19 protein-coding genes and 1 pseudogene are annotated in these 22472 nt (G+C 63.9%); 7 read left to right on the forward strand and 13 right to left on the reverse strand.

Annotated features, from left to right (window positions below; all coding sequences use genetic code 11):
- The first annotated feature begins 15 nt into the window (after positions 1-15).
- Positions 16-1260: a threonine ammonia-lyase gene (locus BcanWU425_RS20230; RefSeq protein ID WP_018458016.1), complete on the forward strand. Its 1245-nt coding sequence runs from the start codon at positions 16-18 to the stop codon at positions 1258-1260.
- A gap of 16 nt (positions 1261-1276) precedes the next feature.
- Here BcanWU425_RS20230 and BcanWU425_RS20235 read toward each other — a convergent pair whose 3' ends face one another.
- The 5 genes from BcanWU425_RS20235 to BcanWU425_RS20255 form a co-directional block, all read right to left on the reverse strand.
- The gene (locus tag BcanWU425_RS20235) at positions 1277-2455 is read right to left on the reverse strand and encodes an aminotransferase class V-fold PLP-dependent enzyme (RefSeq protein ID WP_231188453.1); all 1179 of its coding nucleotides are present in this window, start codon (positions 2453-2455) and stop codon (positions 1277-1279) included.
- Between the two features lie 78 nt (positions 2456-2533).
- Positions 2534-3091 carry a CAP domain-containing protein gene (locus tag BcanWU425_RS20240; RefSeq protein WP_204511282.1) on the reverse strand — a complete coding sequence of 186 codons (558 nt, stop codon included), beginning with the start codon at positions 3089-3091 and terminating at the stop codon, positions 2534-2536.
- 105 nt (positions 3092-3196) lie between these two features.
- A complete protein-coding gene (locus BcanWU425_RS20245) occupies positions 3197-4291 on the reverse strand; it encodes a serine/threonine protein kinase (RefSeq protein ID WP_085384637.1) in 1095 nt (364 codons plus the stop codon).
- Positions 4292-4298: 7 nt separating this feature from the next.
- Complete coding sequence (trmFO, locus tag BcanWU425_RS20250; RefSeq protein ID WP_204511281.1) at positions 4299-5726, reverse strand: methylenetetrahydrofolate--tRNA-(uracil(54)-C(5))-methyltransferase (FADH(2)-oxidizing) TrmFO; 1428 nt, start codon at positions 5724-5726, stop codon at positions 4299-4301.
- Between the two features lie 126 nt (positions 5727-5852).
- The gene (locus tag BcanWU425_RS20255; RefSeq protein WP_018458011.1) at positions 5853-6005 is read right to left on the reverse strand and encodes a DUF1127 domain-containing protein; all 153 of its coding nucleotides are present in this window, start codon (positions 6003-6005) and stop codon (positions 5853-5855) included.
- A gap of 616 nt (positions 6006-6621) precedes the next feature.
- Between BcanWU425_RS20255 and BcanWU425_RS20260 the strand changes: the two genes are divergently transcribed.
- Positions 6622-6948 carry a hypothetical protein gene (locus BcanWU425_RS20260; protein WP_204511280.1) on the forward strand — a complete coding sequence of 109 codons (327 nt, stop codon included), beginning with the start codon at positions 6622-6624 and terminating at the stop codon, positions 6946-6948.
- A gap of 76 nt (positions 6949-7024) precedes the next feature.
- Here BcanWU425_RS20260 and BcanWU425_RS20265 read toward each other — a convergent pair whose 3' ends face one another.
- Positions 7025-7849, reverse strand: a complete 825-nt coding sequence (locus BcanWU425_RS20265) for a lytic murein transglycosylase (protein WP_018458009.1) — start codon at positions 7847-7849, stop codon at positions 7025-7027.
- 130 nt (positions 7850-7979) lie between these two features.
- The gene (locus tag BcanWU425_RS20270; protein ID WP_026233481.1) at positions 7980-8888 is read right to left on the reverse strand and encodes a DUF2189 domain-containing protein; all 909 of its coding nucleotides are present in this window, start codon (positions 8886-8888) and stop codon (positions 7980-7982) included.
- 334 nt (positions 8889-9222) lie between these two features.
- Here BcanWU425_RS20270 and BcanWU425_RS20275 point away from each other — a divergent pair, with 334 nt between their 5' ends.
- Positions 9223-9606 carry a DUF3597 domain-containing protein gene (locus tag BcanWU425_RS20275; protein WP_085384623.1) on the forward strand — a complete coding sequence of 128 codons (384 nt, stop codon included), beginning with the start codon at positions 9223-9225 and terminating at the stop codon, positions 9604-9606.
- A gap of 53 nt (positions 9607-9659) precedes the next feature.
- On the opposite strand, the gene BcanWU425_RS20280 is transcribed toward BcanWU425_RS20275, so the two are convergent.
- Together BcanWU425_RS20280 and BcanWU425_RS20285 are read right to left on the reverse strand one after the other, a co-directional pair.
- Positions 9660-9935, reverse strand: a complete 276-nt coding sequence (locus BcanWU425_RS20280) for a GNAT family N-acetyltransferase (RefSeq protein WP_018458006.1) — start codon at positions 9933-9935, stop codon at positions 9660-9662.
- 248 nt (positions 9936-10183) lie between these two features.
- Positions 10184-10540 carry a hypothetical protein gene (locus BcanWU425_RS20285; protein ID WP_204511279.1) on the reverse strand — a complete coding sequence of 119 codons (357 nt, stop codon included), beginning with the start codon at positions 10538-10540 and terminating at the stop codon, positions 10184-10186.
- Positions 10541-10719: 179 nt separating this feature from the next.
- Here BcanWU425_RS20285 and BcanWU425_RS20290 point away from each other — a divergent pair, with 179 nt between their 5' ends.
- Both BcanWU425_RS20290 and BcanWU425_RS20295 read left to right on the forward strand, forming a co-directional pair.
- On the forward strand, positions 10720-12327 hold the full coding sequence (locus BcanWU425_RS20290) for an acyl-CoA synthetase (RefSeq protein WP_204511278.1): 1608 nt from the start codon (positions 10720-10722) through the stop codon (positions 12325-12327).
- Positions 12328-12336: 9 nt separating this feature from the next.
- Positions 12337-13197 (forward strand): PCC domain-containing protein, encoded by an 861-nt coding sequence (locus BcanWU425_RS20295; RefSeq protein WP_204511277.1) that lies wholly within the window; start codon positions 12337-12339, stop codon positions 13195-13197.
- Between the two features lie 16 nt (positions 13198-13213).
- On the opposite strand, the gene BcanWU425_RS20300 is transcribed toward BcanWU425_RS20295, so the two are convergent.
- The gene (locus tag BcanWU425_RS20300; protein WP_018458002.1) at positions 13214-15286 is read right to left on the reverse strand and encodes a DUF1217 domain-containing protein; all 2073 of its coding nucleotides are present in this window, start codon (positions 15284-15286) and stop codon (positions 13214-13216) included.
- 1163 nt (positions 15287-16449) lie between these two features.
- On the opposite strand from BcanWU425_RS20300, the gene BcanWU425_RS20305 reads away from it, so the two are divergent.
- Positions 16450-17031, forward strand: a complete 582-nt coding sequence (locus tag BcanWU425_RS20305) for an SRPBCC family protein (RefSeq protein ID WP_018458001.1) — start codon at positions 16450-16452, stop codon at positions 17029-17031.
- A 2-nt stretch (positions 17032-17033) separates the two neighbouring features.
- Positions 17034-17986 (forward strand): annotated as a pseudogene (locus tag BcanWU425_RS20310) (YVTN family beta-propeller repeat protein).
- A 48-nt stretch (positions 17987-18034) separates the two neighbouring features.
- Here the strand turns inward: BcanWU425_RS20310 and BcanWU425_RS20315 are convergent.
- From BcanWU425_RS20315 to uvrA, 3 genes are read right to left on the reverse strand one after another with little or no spacing between them, the layout of a single operon-like run.
- Positions 18035-18709 (reverse strand): HAD family hydrolase, encoded by a 675-nt coding sequence (locus tag BcanWU425_RS20315; protein WP_018457999.1) that lies wholly within the window; start codon positions 18707-18709, stop codon positions 18035-18037.
- Between the two features lie 18 nt (positions 18710-18727).
- On the reverse strand, positions 18728-19291 hold the full coding sequence (locus tag BcanWU425_RS20320; protein ID WP_026233478.1) for a DinB family protein: 564 nt from the start codon (positions 19289-19291) through the stop codon (positions 18728-18730).
- A 46-nt stretch (positions 19292-19337) separates the two neighbouring features.
- Complete coding sequence (gene uvrA, locus BcanWU425_RS20325) at positions 19338-22319, reverse strand: excinuclease ABC subunit UvrA (protein WP_204511276.1); 2982 nt, start codon at positions 22317-22319, stop codon at positions 19338-19340.
- Positions 22320-22472 lie beyond the last annotated feature (153 nt).

Genomic DNA, 22472 nt, shown 5'->3' on the forward strand with positions numbered 1-22472 from the left:
GCTCTATGTTGTCCTATGGCTGAGTTGTCCCAAACCATATCTTCCGATCTGGGCGGCCTTCCGGTCGTACCGGCCGACATCCATGCCGCCGCCGAGACGATCCGCGGCGCCGTCGTCGAGACGCCCTGTAGCTACAGCCGCACGCTGAGCAATATCTGCGGCTGCGACATCTGGCTGAAATTCGAGAACCTCCAGTTCACGTCCTCGTTCAAGGAGCGCGGCGCGCTCAACCGCCTCAAGGCGCTGACGCCGGAGGAGCGCGCGCGGGGCGTCGTCGCGATGTCGGCGGGTAACCACGCGCAGGGCGTCGCCTATCACGCCAAGCGGCTCGGCATTCCCGCCACTATCGTCATGCCGGTCGGCACGCCCATGGTGAAGGTCGAGAACACCAGGCATCACGGCGCCGAGGTGGTGGTGACGGGCGCCACGCTGGAGGAGGCGGCCGCGTATGCGCGCAGCCACGGCGAAGTCCATGGCATGATCTTCGTCCATCCCTATGACGATCCGCTTGTCATCGCAGGGCAGGGCACGGTCGGGCTGGAAATACTCGAGGCCGTGCCGGAGCTCGATACGCTGGTCGTCCCGATCGGCGGCGGTGGCCTGATCAGCGGGATCGCCATTGCCGCGAAATCGATCAAGCCGTCGCTGCGGATCCTCGGCGTCGAGGCCTGGCTCTACCCCTCGATGTACAATGCCATCCATGACGGCAATTTGCCGGCACGTGGCGACACACTCGCGGAAGGCATCGCGGTGAAGTCGCCCGGCAAGATCACGACCGAAATCGTCCGCCGCCTTGTCGACGACATTGCGCTCGTCAACGAAGCCGAGCTCGAGCGCGCGGTGGCGACCCTGATCTCGATCGAGAAGACGGTCGTCGAAGGCGCCGGTGCCGCTGGCCTCGCCGCGCTGATGTCCGACCCGTCCCGTTTCGCCGGTCAGAAGGTCGGGCTGGTGCTGAGCGGGGGCAATATTGACACACGTCTGATCGCATCGGTCCTGACCCGCGAGTTGGCGCGCGAGGGGCGGCTCACCCAATTGTCGCTCGACATTCCCGACAGGCCCGGCCAATTGGCTGCGGTCGCGGCACTGCTGGCCGAGGCCGGCGCCAACATCATCGAGGTCTCGCACCAGCGCACGTTCTCGGATCTTCCGGCCAAGGCGACGTTGCTGCAATTGGTGATTGAAACCCGCGACAGCGCCCATCTCGACGAGGTCATGGCGAAGCTTGGCGCATCCGGATTGAGTGCGCGCTGTACCTGAGCGTGCATGATCGCCGCTATCGCCGCGTCAAACCCGCCAAATGGACGATCAGCCGATCGATCTCCGCGTCCGTATTGTAGTAGTGCGGGGAGGCGCGCACCACCGGCGGCAGCGAGCGGATTTCGGCATCGATGCGCGTGCTCGACGGATCTGAGGCACCGATCGTGATGCCGGCTGCGGCCGCGTCGCTGACGACCGCTTCCGCCTCGTACCCTTCCACCGTGAAGCTGACGATGGCTCCCGGAGCGCGTCCGAGGTCGCGAACTCTGATGCCGCGAATGGATGCAAGGCCGCCCCGGAGGCGGTCCGCCAGCATGCGGCAACGCCGCTCGATCGGGCCGATCCCGATATCGAGGGCATAGTCGACAGCCGCGCCGAGCCCAAGCCGGGCTGCGTAGTTGTTCTCCCAGGTCTCAAAACGGCGCGCATCGTCACGCAGCCGAAAAGCGTCCCGGGAGACCCAGGGTGCGGCGAAGTGATCGATCATTGGCGGTTCGAGCCGCTGCAGCATTTTTCGGCCGACGTAGAGAAAGCCGGTGCCGCGCGGGCCGCGGAGGAATTTACGCCCGGTCCCCGACAACATGTCACAGCCGATGGCCTCGACGTCGACCACCATCTGTCCGACTGCCTGGCAGGCGTCGAGCAGATAGGGGATGCCGTGCGCCCGCGCTATCTTGCCGACGGCTGCAGCCGGATTGACCAGCCCGCCATTGGTCGGAACCCAGGTGATCGCAATCAGCTTCACGCGCTCATCGATCATGCGTTCGAGCGCGTCGACGTCGAGCTCGCCGCTGGCATCGCTCGGCACGACGTCGATCGCGACGCCTGTTCGGTTGGCGACCTGAAGAAAGGCGACATAGTTGGCCGCGTACTCCGCCTCGGCGGTCAGGATCCGGTCGCCCTTGCTGAATGGAAGCGCGTAGAAAGCCATCTGCCAGGCAACCGTCGCGTTCTCCATGAGGGCGATCTCATCGGGCGCGGCGTTCAGGAGGCGGGCGACCGAGCCGTAAACGGATTCAAGTCGGCGCGCCTCGCGGTCGGCGGCGGCATAGCCTCCGATCTCGCTCTCCAGATCGATGTGTTCCTTCATCGCCGCAACAACCGGCGCCGGCATCAGCGCTGCGCCCGCGTTGTGGAGATAGGCGAGCCGAGAGGCAGCCGGCGTGTCGCGACGAATTCGGTCGATATCCATCATCCATGCCTCCGCGTCTCGCGATCCTCGTGCATGGATTAAACGCGTCGAGGGATGCGGACAAGATGGCCAAGCTTGGTCTCAGATGCAAAGGCCGAGCAGCTTGATGTGGCAGCCGCTGGATTTTGGCTTGCTGGCGGGCGCAGCCTCGCGCTTCACCGCAACCAGCGGCTCCCCGTCTTTCTTGCCTTTGCCTTTGCCCTTCGCCTCGTAGTCGCCGGCGATCACCATTGCCCAATAGGTGCGCTTGCCGCTAGCGTTTTTCGCGCTCGCGATCCCGACGCGGGAAGCGTTGTGCAGCAGCAGATTCTTGCGGTGTCCCGACGAGTCGATCCACTGTCCGAGGGTCTTCTCGAAATTGTCGTAGCCGTAGGCGATGTTCTCGGCGGCGCGGCCTGCGCCGGCCGGTGCGACCCGGCGGTTGAACGGGCCGAGGGCGTCGTGACTGAGGTCGTCCTTCGTCGCCATCGCGCGCGCCTGGTCCATGGCGATGCGGTCGAGGGTCGAATCGCGGACGACGCGGACCTCACCATGCTTGAGGCGGAAGCTCGAGATCAGCTCGGCGGGAGACTCGGCCATTGCGGACGTGGTGGCGAGCAGCAGAAGGCTAGCGATCAGGCCGCCAACCACACGATGCATCATGTACCCCCGAGTGCCCATGACCCCGCCAAGTCCCCCCACCAAGTTCGAATTATCGGATCGCTTCTCTATCGCCAATGTGGACGCTTCAAGGCGTGATCCACGTTAGCTCGCCGGCAGGTCGGCCTCGAAATTGAAGCGGTCGCGCAGGTTCTTGCGCTGCTCCAGGATGTCCTTGAGGAAAGCACGGTCCTGGTCGTTCTTCATCATCGGCTCGATCAGGTCGAGCTGGTTCATGGCGACCAGTTGCAGGATCTCCGTGCGCGGCTTGCCGTCCGGATTGCGTGGCAGTGCGTGCACGACCTGGATGTGTTCCGGCGGCTTTGGCCCCTTGGCAGCGGTGAGCTCGTTGCGCAATTGGCCTTCGAGCGCGGCCTGATCGGCTTCGACGAAGGCATAGAGGCCGACACCGGAGCGGCGGTCGGCAAAGGCGACGATGGCGGTGTCGCGCACGGCGGGGTTCTTGCGGATCAATTCTGCCAGCACCGGCGCGTCGTTGACGAGCCTTCGGCCGCCGCCTTCACGGTCGGTGAAGTTGAACAGGCCGCGGGTGATCGCCCGATAGACCTTCTTGCCGGTGGCGAGCCAGAGGCTGGCGGCGAACGACTTCTTCGCCAGGATCTTGCGCTCGCGCGGCGTCAGCGCCTCGGGCGCGTAGGATCGCTTGTGCTTGAGCAGATGCCGGAGATCTTCATAGGCCAGAATCCGGTAAAGCCGGCCGCGACGGTCGAAGCAGGCGGCGAGCTGGAAGTCGGTCACATAGGCGCGACCGTCGCGGCCGACCAGCCAGTTCTGTTCCTTGGCAAGATCGTTGTGGCAGATTCCGGCGCGGCGCAGCCGTCGCAGCGCGGCCTTCGCCGAGCGAAAATAGGCGAGGTCGCCATGCGGTTTCGCCAGATGCAGCGCGACACCATCGACGAAGCTGCGCACCAGCGCGCGGCGTCCGGCCCACAGCAGCTCCGGGCCGACATCGAGTCCCTTAGCGAGTGCCAGCGCATGCTTCTCGCGGGCGAACAGGTGGCGCGCCAAAAGGAATGACCACCACGGCACCTCGTCGAGGCGGCGCAGCACCGCGTCGACCTCGCCGTCATCGTCGCGGAATCGGCCGCGCTCGACGGTCGAGAACACGTCGCGCTTGAGCAGCACGCCCTCGGTCCAGCGCGCCGAGAGTGTTGCGGCGTCGTCTTTGGGAAGGTTCATCGAAAACTCACGCCGCGGCGGCAATGCGCAGGTGATCGGCGATCCAGCGATCGAGATCGGCGAGCGCCAGCGCGCTCATCGCCTGCTTTTTGGCCACCGTCTTCTCGTTCCCGCGCAGCCGGCTTCCGTCGGGCTTCTTCGTCGGTGCGCAGGCGAGCGGCGGGAACAGGCCGAAATTGATGTTCATCGGCTGGAACGAGCGCGTGCCGGGCTCGATGGTCTCGATATGGCCGCCGGTGATGTGGCCGAGCAGGGATCCGAGCGCAGTCGTGACCGGCGGACTCGCAAGCGTCTCGCCGCGCACCTCCGCTGCCGCATAGAGACCGGCAATCAGGCCGACGCTGGCGGATTCCACATAGCCCTCGCAGCCCGTCATTTGGCCGGCAAAGCGCAGCCGCGGCTGCGCGCGCAGGCGCAATTGGCCGTCGAGCAGCTTTGGCGAGTTGAGAAAGGTGTTGCGATGCAGGCCGCCGAGGCGAGCAAATTCGGCCTTCTCCAGCCCCGGAATGGTGCGGAAGATGCGCTGCTGCTCGCCGTATTTCAGTTTCGTCTGGAAGCCGACGATGTTGTAGAGCGTGCCGAGCTTGTTGTCCTGGCGCAGCTGCACGATCGCGTAGGCCTTGGTGGTGGGATCGTGCGGATTGGTGAGGCCGACCGGCTTCATCGGTCCATGGCGGAGAGTCTCGGGGCCGCGTTCCGCCATGACCTCGATTGGCAGACAGCCGTCGAAATAGGGCGTGTTGGTCTCCCATTCCTTGAACTCGGTCTTCTCGCCGGCGACCAGCGCTGCGACGAAGCCGTCATACTGCTCCTTTGTCATCGGGCAGTTGATGTAGTCGGCGCCGGTGCCGCCGGGACCGACCTTGTCGTAGCGTGACTGAAACCAGGCCACCGACATGTCGATGGATTCGCGGTGCACGATCGGCGCGATCGCGTCGAAGAAGGCGAGGGCGTTCTCGTCGGTCAACTCGCGGATCGCATCGGCCAGCGGCGCCGAAGTGAGGGGGCCGGTCGCAACGATGACGTTGCTCCACTCGGCCGGCGGCAGGCCTGCGACCTCACCGCGGGCGATCTCGATCAGCGGATGATCGTTCAGCGCCTTGGTGACGGCCGCCGAGAAGCCGTCGCGGTCCACCGCCAGCGCGCCGCCGGCGGGTACCTGGTTGGCGTCGGCTGCGCGCATGATCAGCGAATCGAGGCGGCGCATCTCGGCATGCAGCAGGCCGACGGCGTTGTTGGCGGCATCGTCCGAGCGGAACGAATTGGAGCAGACGAGCTCGGCAAGCCCATCGGTGCGGTGTGCCTCGGTCATGCGGGTCGGCCGCATCTCGTGCAGCACCACGGGCACGCCGGATTTGGCCACCTGCCAGGCGGCTTCGGAGCCGGCAAGGCCTGCGCCGATCACGTGCACGGTATTTGATTGGGGTCCTGTCATGGGGCGGACAGGTAGCGCTTTTCGGCGATCAGTGGAATCGCCGAGATCGAGTTTTCTGCCTCCGGATGCGACAACGCCCGCACGAGGCGGGCGCTATCGGTCCGTCCGGTTCAGGGCTGAACGATATCAGCCCTGATACTGACCGGCGGCAACGCGCGGGATGTCCGAGCGATCGAGGCCGATATCGGAAAGCTCGCGATCGCTGAGCTGGGACAGCTCGGCAACATTGCGCTGATAGTCCCGGAAAGCTTGGATCATGCGGATGAGCGAGAGCAGCATTGGTAATCTCCTGTAGTTCGATTCAGCTCTTGCCCGAGCCTCATCGTTGAAATGAATATAGGTGAGAGTGGTGCAGTGCGAAAGTTCCGATGCTGCGATGCAGCTAAGCGCTGAGTGCATGGCGCTGGTAACGGACGATTAACCCGAAAGCAGTCCCGCCCAAAGGGTAGGCGGAACAGGGAGCACAGGTCTGAAGTCCCGTGAATTCACGGATTTGCTATGGGCTAGTCGGTTCCGTTCGGAGCGAAATAAGTCGCTTTGCTCTTGTCCGCAAGCGGATCGACTAGCTTCTATAACCAAGTCTCACATGCGAGAATCGCATGATTCTAATGAATTGATACTCATTACTTGGCGCGTGCGTACACTTTTGCCAACTCTCGCCAGCGATTCGCCTGGTTGCAGCGGATCCACATGACGAAGGGCGGCGAGTCAGGACTATCCCGCTTGGTTAGCCACAACCGTCCCCGCTCGCAGTGCACACACGCTGACGTGTGGCGTTGATTACAAGCGTGTAATGAAAATCAGAAATTTTGCATGCAGCTCTGCGCGCCGCGCAACATCACGCAATTCTCGCGGGGAATTCATTGCGTCAAGTTGCCGCGCCCGGAGGAAGGTGATGTCGCAGATTCCGGCAATGTCGCTGGCTCTGGCCCAAGAACAAGAGAAGGAAGGTAACGTCATGATGAAGTTACTCGGGGTTATCGCAATTGCCGCCGTTGCGTTCGCCGTCACGCCGGCCCAGGCCGCCAAGCACGCCGCCGGCGGCTGCAGCTCGGCCAATCTGGAGAAGACAGAGACCGCGATCGAAAACATGGCCGATGGTGACGGCAAGTTCGTCGCGCAGAAGGAGATCGCGGCCGCGCAGGACTCGCTGCTCAACGGCAAAATGGGTGCGTGCGGCGCGCATCTGAACAAAGCGATGCACGCCACCATGGGCAAATAGGAACTTCAGGAACGCATTAGGAGAGGGCCGGTCGCCGAGCGATCGGCCCTACGCTTTTGTCCTGCAAGCATCTCATCTAAGGGGCGCGCGCGAGCTGGGTGGCGAAATAGGCGACGGTCTTCGAGTAGACCTCGCTCTTGTTCCACTGCTGCAGCACCGCGAAATTCGGACTGCCCGGCTGCCAATCCTTACCCTTCTGCCAGCCATAACCGGCAAGATAGTTCGCGGTGGAGGCGAGCACGTCAGGGGCGTTGTGCAGGAGATCGCGCTTACCATTGCCGTCGAAATCGACGGCGTATTTCATCCATGACGACGGCATGAACTGGGTCTGTCCGAGCTCGCCGGCCCAGGCGCCCTTCATGTCGGCCGGTGCGAGGTCGCCGCGCTGGACAATGCGGAGCGCATCCAACAGCTCGGCGCGAAACTGCTCGGAGCGCCGGCAGTCATAGGCCAGCGTCGCCAGTGAGCGGATGGTCGCGAACTTGCCGGTATTGACGCCGAAATCGGTCTCGAGACCCCAGATCGCGACCAGCACCTCGCCAGGCACGCCGTAGGTCTGCTCGATACGCGACAGCACCGAGCCGTATTGCTTCATCATGTTGGAGCCGCGCGTCAGGCGCGGCGGCACCATGCGGCCGGAAAACTCCTCGAAGGTCTGGCTGAAGACCTTCTGCGAGCGGTCGCGGTTGAGCACGTTCTGATCGAGCGTCACACCGGCGAGCCCGGCGGAAATGGCCTGTTGCGAGACGCCCTTGGCCGCGGCGTCCGTTTTGAAGTCTGCAAGCCACGCGTCGAAATTGCCTGAACCGCAGGCAACAGCGGCGAGCGCTGGCTGAGCGGATAGGATGGACGCGGTGATGGCTAAGGCTGCGAGGGCGAGACGAGAAATCGTCGGGGTCATTCGAGCAAATAAATTCCGTGAAGTGATCTGAACGGCGCGCGCAATCTCGATGGAAACCGCGGCCAAAGCAAGGCGTATGACAGTGCGCGATCCTGCCCGCACCGGGGCAGGATCGCATGTCACGATATCGTCAGGCGTCGGTCCGATTGCGCCAGGGGAAGAGGTTGGCGGGGAAGTCGGCGGCCGGCTTGCGTGCACGATGCGGCGGAGGCGGCACCGGACGCGCGCCCGGATCGGCCGCGATCACCTTGCGGTAGAGATGCCAGGTGGCATGGCCGAGCACGGGGACCACCACGGCAAGGCCGAGGAAGGCCGGAATGGTGCCCAGCGCCAGCAGGACGGCCACGATCAGGCCCCAGGCCGCCATCGGCACCGGGTTCTTCGCGACGACGCGCAGTGACGTCACCATGGCCTCGAACGCGCCGGCATGGCGGTCAAGCATCAGCGGGAACGACACGGCGCTGATGCACAGCGCGGCAAGGGCGAACAGGAAGCCGGTGCCGCAGCCGACCACGATCAGCCACCAGCCTTGCCGGCTCGTGAGCACGCGCGTCAGAAAATCCGAGATCCCGGATGCGCCTTCATAGCCGAAAGCGGCGACATAAATTGCCTGCGCGGTCGCAACCCAGGTCACGAACAGGGCCAGCAGCAGCGCGCCGAGACCGAGCATGGCGCCGAACGAGGGCGAACGCAGCACCTCCATGGCGTCCCAGGCGCTGGCCTCCTCATGGCGCTCGCGCCGGCTGGAGAGCTCGTAGAGACCGAGAGCGGCGAACGGGCCGATTAGCGCGAAGCCTGCGGCCAGCGGGAACAACAACGGCAACACTGAATAGCCCATCACCACGCGGGCGAGCACGAGGCCCAGCACAGGATAGATCACGCAGAGGATGATGGCGTGGCTCGGCACCGCCTTGAAATCGTCCCAGCCGCGCTTGAGCGCATCCTGCAGATCGGAGAGTTGGATGGTTCGGATCACCGGTCCAGCCGCTTCGGCGGTCTGGGCCATGGACGGGACATTGCCCGGGTAGAGTGTGGCCATGGTCGCTAGCTCCCTTGCCATGCGGCCGCATCTGGCGCCAGCAACGGCGCAAGCGGCCGCTATTCTGAGTTTCGCGATCCCCAACCAGACGCGAATTCCGGATGGCATCGCGAACTGAACGTCAACCGTACGCCCATTTGCGAGTCCTGTCCCTCACGCTTGGGTGAGATTCGATGCCGCGGTGCAATCTCTACAGTGTCATTCGGTCGTTATTTCGCCGCAGATAAGCTGATGCTGCGTGCTTGTTCGCGGAACTTTGGCGGGCGCAACGACGCAACTTGGTCTATAAGTGCCACTCAAGGCCCTTCCAGCGGGTCCTTTTCGGGGAGCAGACATGAGCATTTTCGGGAAAATTATGGGCGCGATCTTCGGTAGCCAGCCAGCTTCCGCCGCGCCCGCAGGCAGCGCACCGTCGGGCAGCGCGCCCGCAGGGGCCGCGCCGAGCGGATCCGCGGCGACGGTGGACGTTGCCTCGATCGTCGACGCGGCGGCCGCTGCGCACAAGGGCGAAAAGCTGGAATGGCGCACCTCGATCGTCGATCTGATGAAGGCGCTCGACATCGATTCCAGCCTCGCTGCGCGCAAGGACCTCGCCAAGGAGCTCGGCTACAGCGGCGACACTAACGATTCCGCGACCATGAACGTCTGGCTGCACAAGCAGGTGATGTCCAAGCTCGCCGCCAATGGCGGCAAGCTGCCGCCGGAGATCAAGCACTGACCGATCGCCCGGTCGCAATCCAAGGGCCCGCGATCGCGCGGGCCCTTTTGCATTCAGGCGACGAGATCCGCATCTTCCGGATGCCTGTCGAGATAATCGACGACGAAACCGCAACCGGCAATCACCTTCCTGCCGTCGCGCCGGATCAATTCCAGCGCACCCTTGACCAGCTCGGAGCCGATGCCGCGGCCGCGCAGCGCGCGCGGCGTCTCGGTGTGGGTGATGATCACCGCCGACGGCGTCAGCCGGTAATTGGCGAAGGCGATTTCGCTGCCGACATCGAGCTCGAAGCGGCTTCTGTCCTTGTTATCCCGTACCGACGGCGCCATGCAAAAATCCTTCCGACATGCTGCTTGCCTCTGATCTAGGCGCCTCAACCGGCCCTTGCCAAGGTGCGAGCAAGAGTGGTTGCCGCAGGGGAGATATCCGGAAACTGCGTGTCCCGCTCAGCCTGGAATTGAAGCCGGGCTTGCCGACGGCGCAGGAGTCGTTATGGAAGCTCGGGGCGTTGTAGCCCCCCGCCGCTTCTCGCAACGCCGGCGTTGGATCTCTTCCTAGGCCTGATCGCCCGGATGCTTCAATCGGTCGCCTTGGCGAGCCTGGAATCCTCCGGCTGCGCCTGCGGGCGCAGGCATCCCTGGCAGATGACGAGGGAACGGTTGACCCTGGCGTCCCGTTCCTCCTCGATGCCATCCTTCGCCTGCCACCATTCCTTTGAATAGGGCTGAAGCGCGGCTTGCGACCTGTTGCGCTCGGATCGGGCCGCGCGCGCTGGTTCTGAAGCAGCGCGCGGGTGATTGGGATTTTCGCCGGCGCCGTCCCAGGCATAGCGCGCGGGCTTGAAGGCGGGATCGGAGGCGAGGTGCGCTTGTGGGCCCACGGCACATCCGGCAAGCGCCAGCGATAACATGAGGAGGGCGGGCGCTTTGACCATGATGCGGCACTCTGTACGCGAGAACTGAGCGAGGTTGCGCCGATCATGTTTAAAATTTCCTGAACGGTTGGATGGGCTGCGCTGCGCCCGGCAACCTTGCAGGGCTCCTGGCGATGGCGATAAATGGGCTGCAATGAGCGGGCGGCTCGCGTGCCGTCCGCCGCCGAAGAGGAAGCCCGATGCAGCCCCTGCGCATGTCCCGCCGCGTCATGAATCTCGCTCACATGCTGACCCAGAATGCGCGGCGGCATGGGGCGCGTCCCGGTTTCGTCTGGGGCGACAGATCCTGGACCTGGCGCGAGATCGATGCGCAGGTCTCGGCACTGGCAGCCGCTCTCGCGGCGCGCGGGATCGCGAAGGGCGACCGCATCCTCGTTCATTCCAAGAACGGCGATGAGATGTTCTTCTCGATGTTCGCCGCGTTCCGGCTTGGCGCGGTCTGGGTACCCACCAATTTCCGCCTGATGCCGGACGAGGTCGCCTATCTCGCGCAGGCCTCCGGCGCGAAGGCGTTTCTGTGCCATGTCGATTTTCCCGAGCACGCCGCGGCCGTAAGCGGTGGCGCGCTGGAATTCACCTGGAGCATCGACGGTCGGGCGCCGTTTGCCGAGACGTCGGTTGCGGATGCCGTCGCGTCGCGCGCCGGCACGGTGGTCGAGAACGTCGCAGTCGAGCACGACGATCCCTGCTGGTTCTTCTTTACATCGGGCACCACCGGCCGCTCCAAGGCTGCGGTGCTCACCCACGGTCAGATGGGTTTTGTCGTCACCAACCATCTCGCCGATCTTACGCCCGGCGTCACCGAAGCAGATGCCTCGCTGGTGGTGGCGCCGCTGTCGCATGGCGCCGGCGTGCATCAGCTGGTGCAGACCGCGCGCGGCGTGTGCACCGTGCTGCTGCCGACGGAGAAATTCGACATTGACGAGGCGTTCCGCCTGATCGAGGCGCATCGCGTCAGCAATCTCTTCGTGGTGCCGACCATTCTGAAGATGATGGTCGAGCATCCCGCCGCCGACAAATACGATCATTCCTCGCTGCGCCATGTGATCTATGCGGGTGCGCCGATGTATCGCGAGGACCAGAAGGCTGCGCTGAGGAAGCTCGGCAAGGTGATCGTGCAGTATTTCGGCCTCGGCGAGGTGACCGGCAACATCACCGTGCTGCCGGCAGCGCTGCATGACCCCGAGGACGGGCCGCACGCGAAGATCGGCACCTGTGGCTTCGAGCGTACCGGCATGCAGGTCTCGATCCAGGACGACGAGGGCCGTGAACTCGGCGCCAACCAGAGCGGCGAGATCTGCGTAATCGGCCCCGCGGTGCTGGCCGGCTACTATGACAATCCCGAAGCCAATGCGAAGGCGTTCCGCAACGGCTGGTTCCGCACTGGCGATCTCGGCCACATGGACGAGGAGGGGTTCGTCTACATCACGGGACGAGCCTCCGACATGTACATCTCCGGCGGCTCCAACATCTATCCGCGCGAAATCGAGGAGAAGATTCTGACCCATCCTTGCGTCGGCGAGGTCGCGGTGCTCGGCGTACCCGATGCGACCTGGGGCGAGGTCGGCGTTGCCGTCTGCGTCGCCCGGGAAGGCGCGAAGCCGGTGAGCGAAGCGGAGATGGCGGCATTCCTCGGCCCCAAGGTCCCCCGCTACAAGATGCCGAAGCGGTTCTTCTTTTGGGAGGCCTTGCCGAAATCCGGCTACGGCAAGGTTCCCAAACGGATGGTTCGCGACGAGCTCGAGGCGCGCGGGCTGCTCGATCTCGACAAGACACGGGCGCGCTGAGCGAAGGTCATGCGCAGCATCAAGCAGCCCGGCGCGCCGGTCGCCGAGCGCATCCAATGGGCGGAGGCGAGGGGACGCGCTTTCTCCTTCACGCTTCAAGCAGGTCTGCCGCTGCTGGAGGCGGCGCGCCGCGGTTTCGCCGCGGAGGGATTCGCCGGCGGCGTGCTCAGCTTCGGGCGCGGCGCGCTCGGGCCGTTCGGCTATGTCATGCCGGCGCTGTCGAAGACCAGCGAGAATGCCGCGTTTTATAGCGACACATTCCGGCCAAGCGGCGTGACGCGCACCAGGCTCGGCAGCATGACGCTGGGCATGCGCAATGGCGCCCCGTTCTTTCATTGCCATGGGCTGTGGACGGAGGCCGATGGCCGCGCCGGTGGTGGCCACATGCTGCCGGACGTGACCGATGTCGCCGAGCCGTTCGAGGTCGAGGCCTTCGGCATCGATGGTGCGATGTTCGCCGCAGAGCCAGATCGCGAGACCAATTTCAAGCTGTTCGGGCCCGTGGCGGCTGCGAGCACCGGCGCACGCACGACCAGCCGCGCTTTCGCGCTGCGGCTGCGCCCCAATCAGGATTTCGCGGGCTGTCTCGAAGACTTCTGCCGCGCGCAAGGCATCGCGCGCGCGAGGATCCATGGCGGTGTCGGCTCGACCATTGGGGCGCGCTTCACCCATGGCGGCGTGACTGAGCCCTTCGCGACCGAGCTTGCGGTAACCGGCGGCGCGATTGCGGCCGGCTCCTCCGGCGCCCTCGAAGCCGCACTCGATGTCGCCCTGATCGACTACACTGGCGGCATAGCGGAGGGCCGTCTGATTCGTGGCGACAATCCCGTGCTGATGACCATGGAGCTGGTGCTCGAGGTGTTGGGCTAGTATCGGCGAGCGATCATCAGCGGGTGCGCAGCTTGGCGATGGCCAAGTATGTGGAGTCACTGATCCCCGAACTGGATCCCTGAAACAGGTTGAGCAGGGGGGATTGACCCTGGCCGGTGCTCTGGCTGTTTCTGATGTCATACATGGCGGAGAAACGGCTCAACAGCTTTGTCACCTTCGCGGGATCGGACAGATCCTTGATCTTCATGAATCTGTCTACGAACTTGGCCTGCTGATCGATCGGCATCGCCGCCATCGAGTCAGGCAAATCGAAAGTGGTCCTGAACACCTCCGAAAGAGCCTTGTCGGCAAGGATGTCGTATGCGGACGTGATGTCCCCCGCCTTTCGCTGGAAATAGAGCGCAAGGCGCACGCCGGGATTGGCATCGCCCTGCTGCTGCTCCAGGCTTTGCTCGACATAGTTCGCTTGTGTTTCCCGAAACTGATCCCGCTTTTGCGGACCCATCATCGGAAGACGCGCGACGTTGCCTTTACTGTCGAAATTGAACGACGCCACGATTTCGGCAAAGCGAGGATCGCTCTCGGTGTTCGCGAAGCTCTTTGGATCGTTCAGGTCGGAGCTGAAGATCTTCTTGAGAAATTCGGTGCTGACCTTCCTGGGATCCAGACCCTTGGCCAAGAGAATGAAATCGACCATCGGCCTGTTTGCGAGAAGATCGGAAACACTGTCGATGCCGGCGATGGCCTGCTGATATTCCGACGCATCCTTCGTGGCCTGTGCCCGAACTGCGGCCTGCTGCTGGGGAGTCGCCGTGCTGGCGCTCTTCACCGCTCCAATGACGTAGTCCTTGGCGATCTGGAGGACTTCAGCCGAGTCCTGAGCCACCAAGGGGGTGGTCAGATTGCCTTTTGCGTCGAAGTTGAAGGCGCGTGCCAGCTCCAAATATCGATTGTCCTTGAGGGTATAGACGTAGCTTTTGGGGTCGTTGATGTCGCTTTCGAGCACGGCCTTGACAGTCGCCGGCGAGACGTTCGCGGGCTCGAGGCCGACAGCTCCCAGCGCAAATTCATACACGCCCGGTGTCGATACGAACGCCTGGACTGAATTGATCTTGAGGATGGCAGTTCTAAATTGCCTGATTGCAAAAGCTTCGTTCAACGGGCTCGCCGCCGAATAGACGGCGGACTTGCTGTCGTCGAACTTCTGTTTCGTGATCGTGACATTTGCAGCAGTCTGCGCCGACACACCTGACGGAAGCGACCCGTCGGAGGAAAACTCGAACGCACCGGCCAGGTCGACGAACCCGCCAATCGTCCCTATCTGCTCGCTAAGGCTGGAAATGCTGCTCGCATATGACTCCAAATGATGCTTTTCGACCAGAATCTGGACGTTCAACTGGGTCACGTTCGCGCCCGGTTGCGATAGTTGGGCGGTGTAGTCGGCGATCCTTGAATTGGCCGCGGTGACATCCGATCGGGCCTGAGCAAGGTCGGCGTTGAGGCCACTTAGCTGAGAAGCGAAAGTGGTGTTGACGTAGCTGTTGGGATCGGATGGATCGCTGCGCAAGACCTGGCTTATGGTGTCACGCGACCACTTGCTTTGATCGATCCCGTACGCCGAATAGACATAGTTGCGAAGACGGTCGTTGTTCAGGAGCTGGTCTGCACTGCTGATGTTACCGATTTCGGCGCTGTAGTAATTCGAATCGCCGGCAAGTGCATCGACCTGGCTTTTCCTGGTCGCCGTGTACAGACCAATCATCTCGTCGGTCTGGTTCTCCGATTGCGCCACCGGCGTGGCACTGCCATTGAAGGAAAACGCGGCGGCGAACTCACGGTAACGCTTGTCGACCAGCTTGTTGACAAAGCTGTTTGCGTCGGAGAGGTCGCTCTCCAGCACCTTTTTCATGAAGGCCTTGGCGTAGGCCATGTCTTCCAGGCCATACGCCTTCGTTGCATAATGATAAAGGCGATAGTCTTTCATGAAGTCGTCGACGGACTTCACGTTGCCGATGTGGGCTTTGTAATAGGCGGCCTCTCGCGCTACGTCCTGTTGCTGTTCGACCCGCGTCAGGGACTGCTTGAGATTGCGCGTGATGTAGCTGTAACTGAAATACGTTGATACCATCGCGCACTCCTACGGTCCCGGACGTCCGTCAATCATTGCGGGGTCGCGAGGTGGGGCTGGCCTCATGCCGGCAAACTGTCTCAGAGCCAGGTTCTCCAAGGCCATTTTCGGACCGCGATCCCAGATTCAAGTTTGCCCTCGCGAGGCATATCGGGTTTTGTTGCTGCATGTTTCTCAGATACAGCTTTCGTGAGGGTTGCGTTCCGGATATGTCCCGATCAAGAGATCGATCGGAATGGCTCTCGTCCCGAACGCGACGCAGCGCCATAGCGCGTCGAAGACGCGCGTAAACGCGCTTACGGCGGTTTGGCGTTGAGCCGGGATCCAGAAGCCGTGCATTCTGCCGCAGGATGGGTCACGGCTCTGCGGCGCATCGCCGAAGGGGCGCTGCGCCGCGTCCGGGGCACGAGAGCCCGAAGTCATCTGGCATTGCTATTCGCGTGATACGCGCGGTTTCGCATTCTCGCGGCCTGTGCGGCCCGAGCTTTGCGGCATTCTTTGCCCCCAAAATGCCGAGGGCGCAGGGAAGGCCGGGTGCCGGCTGGCACCCACGGTCCACTGTGCGAAGGTTGCGCTACGAGAGGCTGCACAGCGGCATACAGGTGAAGCCCAACACACGGCCTTCCCTGCGCAGTGGTTTTACGGCTTATGTCGTGATCTCCCCGGGGAGCGATGCACTATTGCCCCCGTCGCCTTGCGGATGGCTGACGCTGCGGCCCGGTCGGCCCGCACGCATCACCGCAAGACTTGGCGCACAGACCCCGGGCGCCAGGACCACACGATTTTGCCGTACGCAGGCTGCACCGGTCGTGTGCGCGACACTTTCGCTCACGGTTGCCCGCCCTGCGAAGCCTTCGCGCCGGTGTGGCCCACGTCCACCACGTCCCATCCCGCGTTCGTGACGATCGCGATCCGCCCCTCGGCCGGGTTGGGATGGCTCTTTATATGATAATCCGAAATGCGGATAAAGAGAAATATTTTTAAGCGCCGTGATTGACCCGCTTATTGGTGTTTTGCCCGCCGGGGCGGCAAGGGGTTGTGGGGCGCGCGAGCCCCGCCGCAACGCGGCCACGAACGGGTCTCCCCGCGGCCGCAAAATGCGCTACCATGATTCCAGCGCGCTTCAAGTCGCGCATGATCACCGACACGTATGAGGAAACGAGATGAGGGTGACGATTGGACGGCGCACGGTCCTGGCCGCGGTGCTGATTGCCGCGGGCGCGGTGGCTTTGACGGCGGCGTTTGGCCCGGTTTCGACATCGGCCTGGGCCCACGGGCCGACCCGTCAGAAGGTGCGCGAATCCATCGAGATCAACGCCGCCCCGGCCAAGGTGTGGGCCGCAATGGGCAATTTCCAGGACATGAGCTGGCTGCCACCTGTCACCAAGACCGAGGGCGAGAAGGGCAACGAGATCGGCGCGACGCGCAAGCTGACGCTGACGGGAGGCGCGACCGTCGACGAGGAGCTCTACAAGTTTGACGCCGCCGCGATGAGCTATTCCTACCGGATCACCAATGTGGACGTGAAGGTGCTGCCGGTCACCAATTATTCCTCGACATTGACGGTGACGCCGAGCGCTGACGGCAAGGGCTCGACGCTGGAATGGGCCGGCGCGTTCTATCGTGGCTTTCCCAACAACGAGCCGCCGCCGGAGCTGAGTGACGAGGCCGCGGTCAAGGCGGTGAAGGGGCTGTACCAGGCGGGCCTCGAGGCACTCAAGAAGAAGATCGAGAGCGGAAGCTGACGGTGCGGGCGCTGGTCCTGGCGGCGCTCGCCGCCAGCTTTTGCCTGGCCGGCATCGCGCATGTGTTCGCCGAAGAGGCATTCGTCACCAACCAGCTCAGCGACGATCTGATGGTCGTGGACCTCGCCACGGCGCGCAGCGTCGCGACCATCCCGATCGGCGGCAAGCCGGCCGGCGTCGCCGTCAGCGCGGACGGACGTTTTGCCTATGTCACGAGCCCGGATGCCAAAGCCGTGACGGTGGTGGACGCAGCAACGCGGCAGGTTGCGGCGCGGATCGAGGTCGGCGGCGGGCCGCTCGGCATTGCCGTCGCGCCGGATGGCCGCACCGTCTATGTCGCGGACTGGTATGCGGCGGCGGTGCGGGTGATCGACGCGGCCTCGCGCAGCGTCACGGCCAGCATTGCGGTCGGCGCCTCGCCATCGGGGCTCGCGGTAACGCCGGATGGCAAGCTGCTGCTCTCGGCCGACCGCGACGACGACAGTGTGTCGGTGGTCGACACCGCGACGCGCCAGCGCACGACGACCATCAAGGTCGGCACCCGTCCGTTCGGCGTCACCATCGATGCCGAGGGCAAGCGCGCCTACACCGCCAATGTCGGCTCCAACGACGTCTCCGTGATCGACATCGCCACTGGGGCCGAGACCGGCCGCGTGCAGGTCGGGATGCGCCCTTATGCGGTGGCGTTGGCGCAGGGCCGCGGCTTCGTCACCGATCAGTATGGCGCACTGTCAGCGTGTTCGATCTGGCGACCTTGAAGCCGCTCAAGCGCATCAATGTCGGCGATTATCCCGAAGGCATTGCCGCGACTGCCGACGGCAAGCGCATTATCGTCGCCTGCTGGGAAAGCAACACGCTCGATATCATCGATGCGGTCGAGCTGAAGCTGATCGGCGAGGTCAATACCGGCGACGGCCCGCGCGCGTTTGGGGCATTCTTGCGCAGGACGGAGTAGGGGCGTGTAGCCCGCGTGAGCGGAGCGACATGCGGGACGGGGCTCTCCTCATCCACCGGCGTTCCCGGATATCGCTTCGCTCATCCGGGCTACGGCACCGGGGCACAGCGTCCATACAATCTCATCCATCTGATCAAACATGTGATCCGGCACCATCGCCCGCAGCGCCGCCGGCGCCGCATAACCCCAGCCCACCGCTCCGCAGGCAATTCCCACTGTCCGCGCCGCCTCGATGTCGCGCACTTCGTCGCCGATCGAGATGACCTTGCCCGGCTCCACGCCGGCGCGGCGGATGACCCGTCGGAACTTCGCGGGCTTGCCGAAAAGCGAGGCCGCGCAATCGAAATGGGCGAACAGCGTCGCGCAATCGCCGAGCTTCTCGCGCGCATTGGCTTCGCTGTCCGACGTCACCATCGCGAGCTGCACGCCACTCTCCGCCAGCGTCCGCAGCATTGTCTCGACCCCCGCAAACAGCGAAATCTCCGCTGCAGCCTCCGCCTTCAGTCGCCGCGCATGCCGCGCGATCGCCGGCAGCTTCCACAGCGGCACCTCGAGCCGGCTCAGAATCTCCCGCGAAGAAGCATGCCGCAGCCCCTCGATATCCTCGTCCGCGACGCGGCGGAAGCCGAAGCGATCGGCGACGTCGTTGATGGTGCGCAGGAACCACGGAAAGCTGTCGGCCAGCGTGCCGTCGAGATCAAAGATGGCGAGGGAGTAGGGCATGGAGACGAAGCTACACCGCTAGGCTTTCCACACGGTTTCCTCGGTCCATCCGAGTTGGTCGAATTCGGTGGCCCTGAGCGGCGCCTCTCCCTCGGCGAAGAACTCGTCAAGCTGAGGCGGCGCGACGCTCGTTTCGGACAGCATGGCGTGCGCTTGTCCGCGGTGATGAATTTGATGCTGGAACAGATGCATGAGCAGTCGGTCGCGGCGTTCGGCCTGGACCCGCGTGTCGCGGTTGATCCGCACAATGCCGTTGAGAATCTCGGGCGTCAGTGCATCGCACATGGCGATCAAGCGCTTGTCGATCGCGGCTTGCGCAGGCTTCAGCGCAGCAAGGGAAAGGTGCGGCACGTCGTTCTTCCAAGCTGCCGGTCCCAACCATCCGCCCTCCAGTGCATCGACATAGAAGAGGTCGATGACATGGATGTGGTTCAGCGTGCGTTGCAGGCTCGGAAAGAAGCCGGTCCGCTCGGCTTCGAAGTCGGCCTGAGACAGCGCCGCGCAAGCGGTGAGCAGCCGGTGGTTTGCCCAAGCATTATTGTGGGCGAACGCACGATAGGTTTGCACAAGTCCGGCAGGCAAACTCAGTCTCCCTCAGACAATGTGTCGGCCGCTCCCGCGGCGTAACCTACTCGGCCGCCTCGCTCGCCGCGCGTCTCCGCTTCGGCTTCCGAGCCTTCGCCAGCACCGGCGCCAGGAACTTCCCCGTATAGCTCCGCGGCGCTTTTGCGATGTCCTCTGGCGGGCCCCAGGCGACGATCTCGCCGCCGCCATCGCCGCCTTCGGGGCCGAGGTCGATGACCCAGTCGGCGGTCTTGATCACTTCGAGATTGTGCTCGATGACGACGACCGTGTTGCCCTGCGCGACCAGCTCGTGCAGCACCTCCAACAGCTTCTTGACGTCGTGGAAATGCAACCCGGTGGTCGGCTCGTCCAGGATGTAGAGCGTGCGGCCGGTGGCGCGCTTTGACAGCTCTTTTGCGAGCTTGACGCGCTGGGCTTCGCCGCCCGAGAGCGTCGTGGCCTGCTGGCCGACATGGATGTAGTCGAGGCCGACGCGATGCAGCGTCTGGAACGTCTCGCGTACACGTGGGACCGCCTTGAAGAACTCGGCCGCTTCCTCGACGGTCATGTCGAGCACGTCGGCGATGCTCTTGCCCTTGAATAGGACCTCCAGCGTCTCGCGGTTGTAGCGCTTGCCCTTGCAGACGTCGCAGGTGACGTAGACGTCGGGCAAGAAGTGCATCTCGATCTTGATGACGCCGTCGCCCTGGCAGGCCTCGCAGCGGCCGCCCTTGACGTTGAAGGAGAACCGGCCGGGCTCGTAGCCGCGCGCTTTCGACTCGGGCAGGCCGGCGAACCATTCGCGGATCGGCGTGAAGGCACCGGTATAGGTCGCGGGGTTGGAGCGCGGCGTGCGACCGATCGGCGACTGGTCGATGTCGATGATCTTGTCGATGTGCTCGAGGCCCTCGATGCGGTCGTGCGGCGCGGCGCCTTCGCTGGCATTGTTCAGCTTGCGGGCGATCGCCTTGTAGAGCGTGTCGATCAGCAGCGTCGATTTGCCGCCGCCGGAGACGCCGGTGACGCAGGTGAACAGGCCGAGCGGAATTTCGGCCGTAACGTTCTTGAGGTTATTGCCGCGCGCGTTGACCACCTTGATGGTGCGGCGATGGTTCGGCGGGCGCCGCTCGGGCACCTCGACCTCGAGCTCGCCGGTGAGATATTTGCCCGTCAGCGAGTTGGGGTTGCGCATGATCTCGGCGGGCGTGCCTTCGGCGATGATGTTGCCGCCATGCATGCCGGCGCCGGGGCCGATGTCGAGCACGTGGTCGGCGAGCAGGATCGCGTCCTCGTCGTGCTCGACCACGATCACGGTGTTGCCGAGGTCACGAAGTCTCTTGAGCGTGTCGAGCAGGCGCGCGTTGTCGCGCTGGTGCAAGCCGATCGAGGGCTCGTCGAGCACGTAGAGCACGCCTGTTAGCCCCGAGCCGATCTGCGAAGCCAGCCGGATGCGCTGGCTTTCGCCGCCGGAGAGCGTGCCGGAGGAGCGGGAGAGCGTGAGGTAGTTGAGGCCGACGTCGAGCAGGAAGGTGAGGCGCTCGCGGATCTCCTTGAGGATGCGGCCGGCGATCTCGTTCTGCTGGGTGTTCAGCGCCTCCGGCACGGTCTCGAACCACGCGCCGGCGCCCTTCACCGACATCTCGGAGATGTCGCCGATATGCTTGCCGCCGATCTTGACGCAAAGCGCCTCGGGCTTCAGCCGAAAGCCGTGGCACGCCTCGCAGGGCACGTCGTGGAAGTACTTCGCCAGCTCCTCACGCGCCCACTCGCTCTCGGTCTCGCGATAGCGGCGGTTGATGTTGGTGATGACGCCCTCGAACGGCTTCTTGGTGTCGTAGGAGCGGACGCCGTCCTCGTAGGAGAACTTGATCTCGTCCTCGCCGGAGCCATGGAGGATCGCGTTCTGCGTCTTCTTGGGCAGATCCTTCCATTTGGTGGTCAGCGTGAACTTGTAGTGCTTGCCGAGCGCAGTCAGCGTCTGAATGTAATAGGGCGACGAGGATTTGGCCCAGGGCGCGATTGCGCCCTTGCCAATGGCGAGCTCCTTGTCGGGAATGACGAGGTCTTCGTCGACATGCTGCTCGACGCCGAGGCCGCCGCACGCAGGACAGGCGCCATAGGGGTTGTTGAACGAGAACAGCCGGGGCTCGATCTCGGGGATGGTGAAGCCGGACACCGGGCAGGCGAACTTTTCCGAGAACAGCATGCGCTCGGGTCCGCTCTTGTCGTGGATCTTTGCGGTCTTCTTCCTCTCTTCCGCGGGTGCTGCCGCAGCCGGCGCATCCGCGAATTCGATGACGGCGAGGCCCTCGGCAAGTTTCAGCGCGGTCTCGAAACTTTCGGCGAGGCGCTGGCCGATGTCGGGGCGCACCACGATGCGATCGACGACGACGTCGATGTCGTGCGGGAATTTCTTGTCGAGAACAGGGGCTTCGGCGAGCTCGTGGAAGGCGCCGTCGATCTTGACGCGCTGAAAGCCCTTCTTGAGCCATTCGGCAAGCTCTTTGCGGTACTCGCCCTTGCGGCCGCGCACGACCGGCGCGAGCAGATAGAGGCGCGAGCCCTCGGGCAGCGCCAGCACGCGATCGACCATCTGCGAGACGATCTGGCTCTCGATCGGCAGGCCGGTGGCGGGCGAATAGGGCACGCCGACGCGCGCCCACAGCAGGCGCATGTAATCGTAGATTTCGGTCACCGTGCCGACGGTGGAGCGCGGGTTCTTCGACGTCGTCTTCTGCTCGATCGAGATCGCCGGCGACAGGCCGTCGATCTGGTCGACGTCGGGCTTCTGCATCATCTCCAGGAACTGGCGGGCGTAGGCAGACAGCGATTCGACGTAGCGGCGCTGGCCTTCGGCGTAGATGGTGTCGAACGCGAGCGAGGATTTGCCGGAGCCCGACAGCCCCGTGAACACCACCAGCTTGTCGCGGGGAATCTCGACATCGACGTTCTTGAGATTGTGCTCGCGCGCGCCACGGATGGTAATTGCGCGCAGGTTTGATCCCACGTTCTGCTGTTGGCGCTTCGCCTTGATCACTTCATCCATCCGGGTTGCCCTCAAGGAATCCCAAAGGCGCGCGATCGCGCCAACGAAAAAGGCGCGCTTCGCCCGGAACCGGGATCGGCGCCGATGGGGTTGTCAGCGAACGTAGGAAGAACGGAGACGGATTTCCAGTGGGACTTGCGAATCGTCAACGGA

This window comes from Bradyrhizobium sp. WU425 (genome assembly GCF_021052305.1).
GTDB lineage: Bacteria > Pseudomonadota > Alphaproteobacteria > Rhizobiales > Xanthobacteraceae > Bradyrhizobium > Bradyrhizobium canariense_D.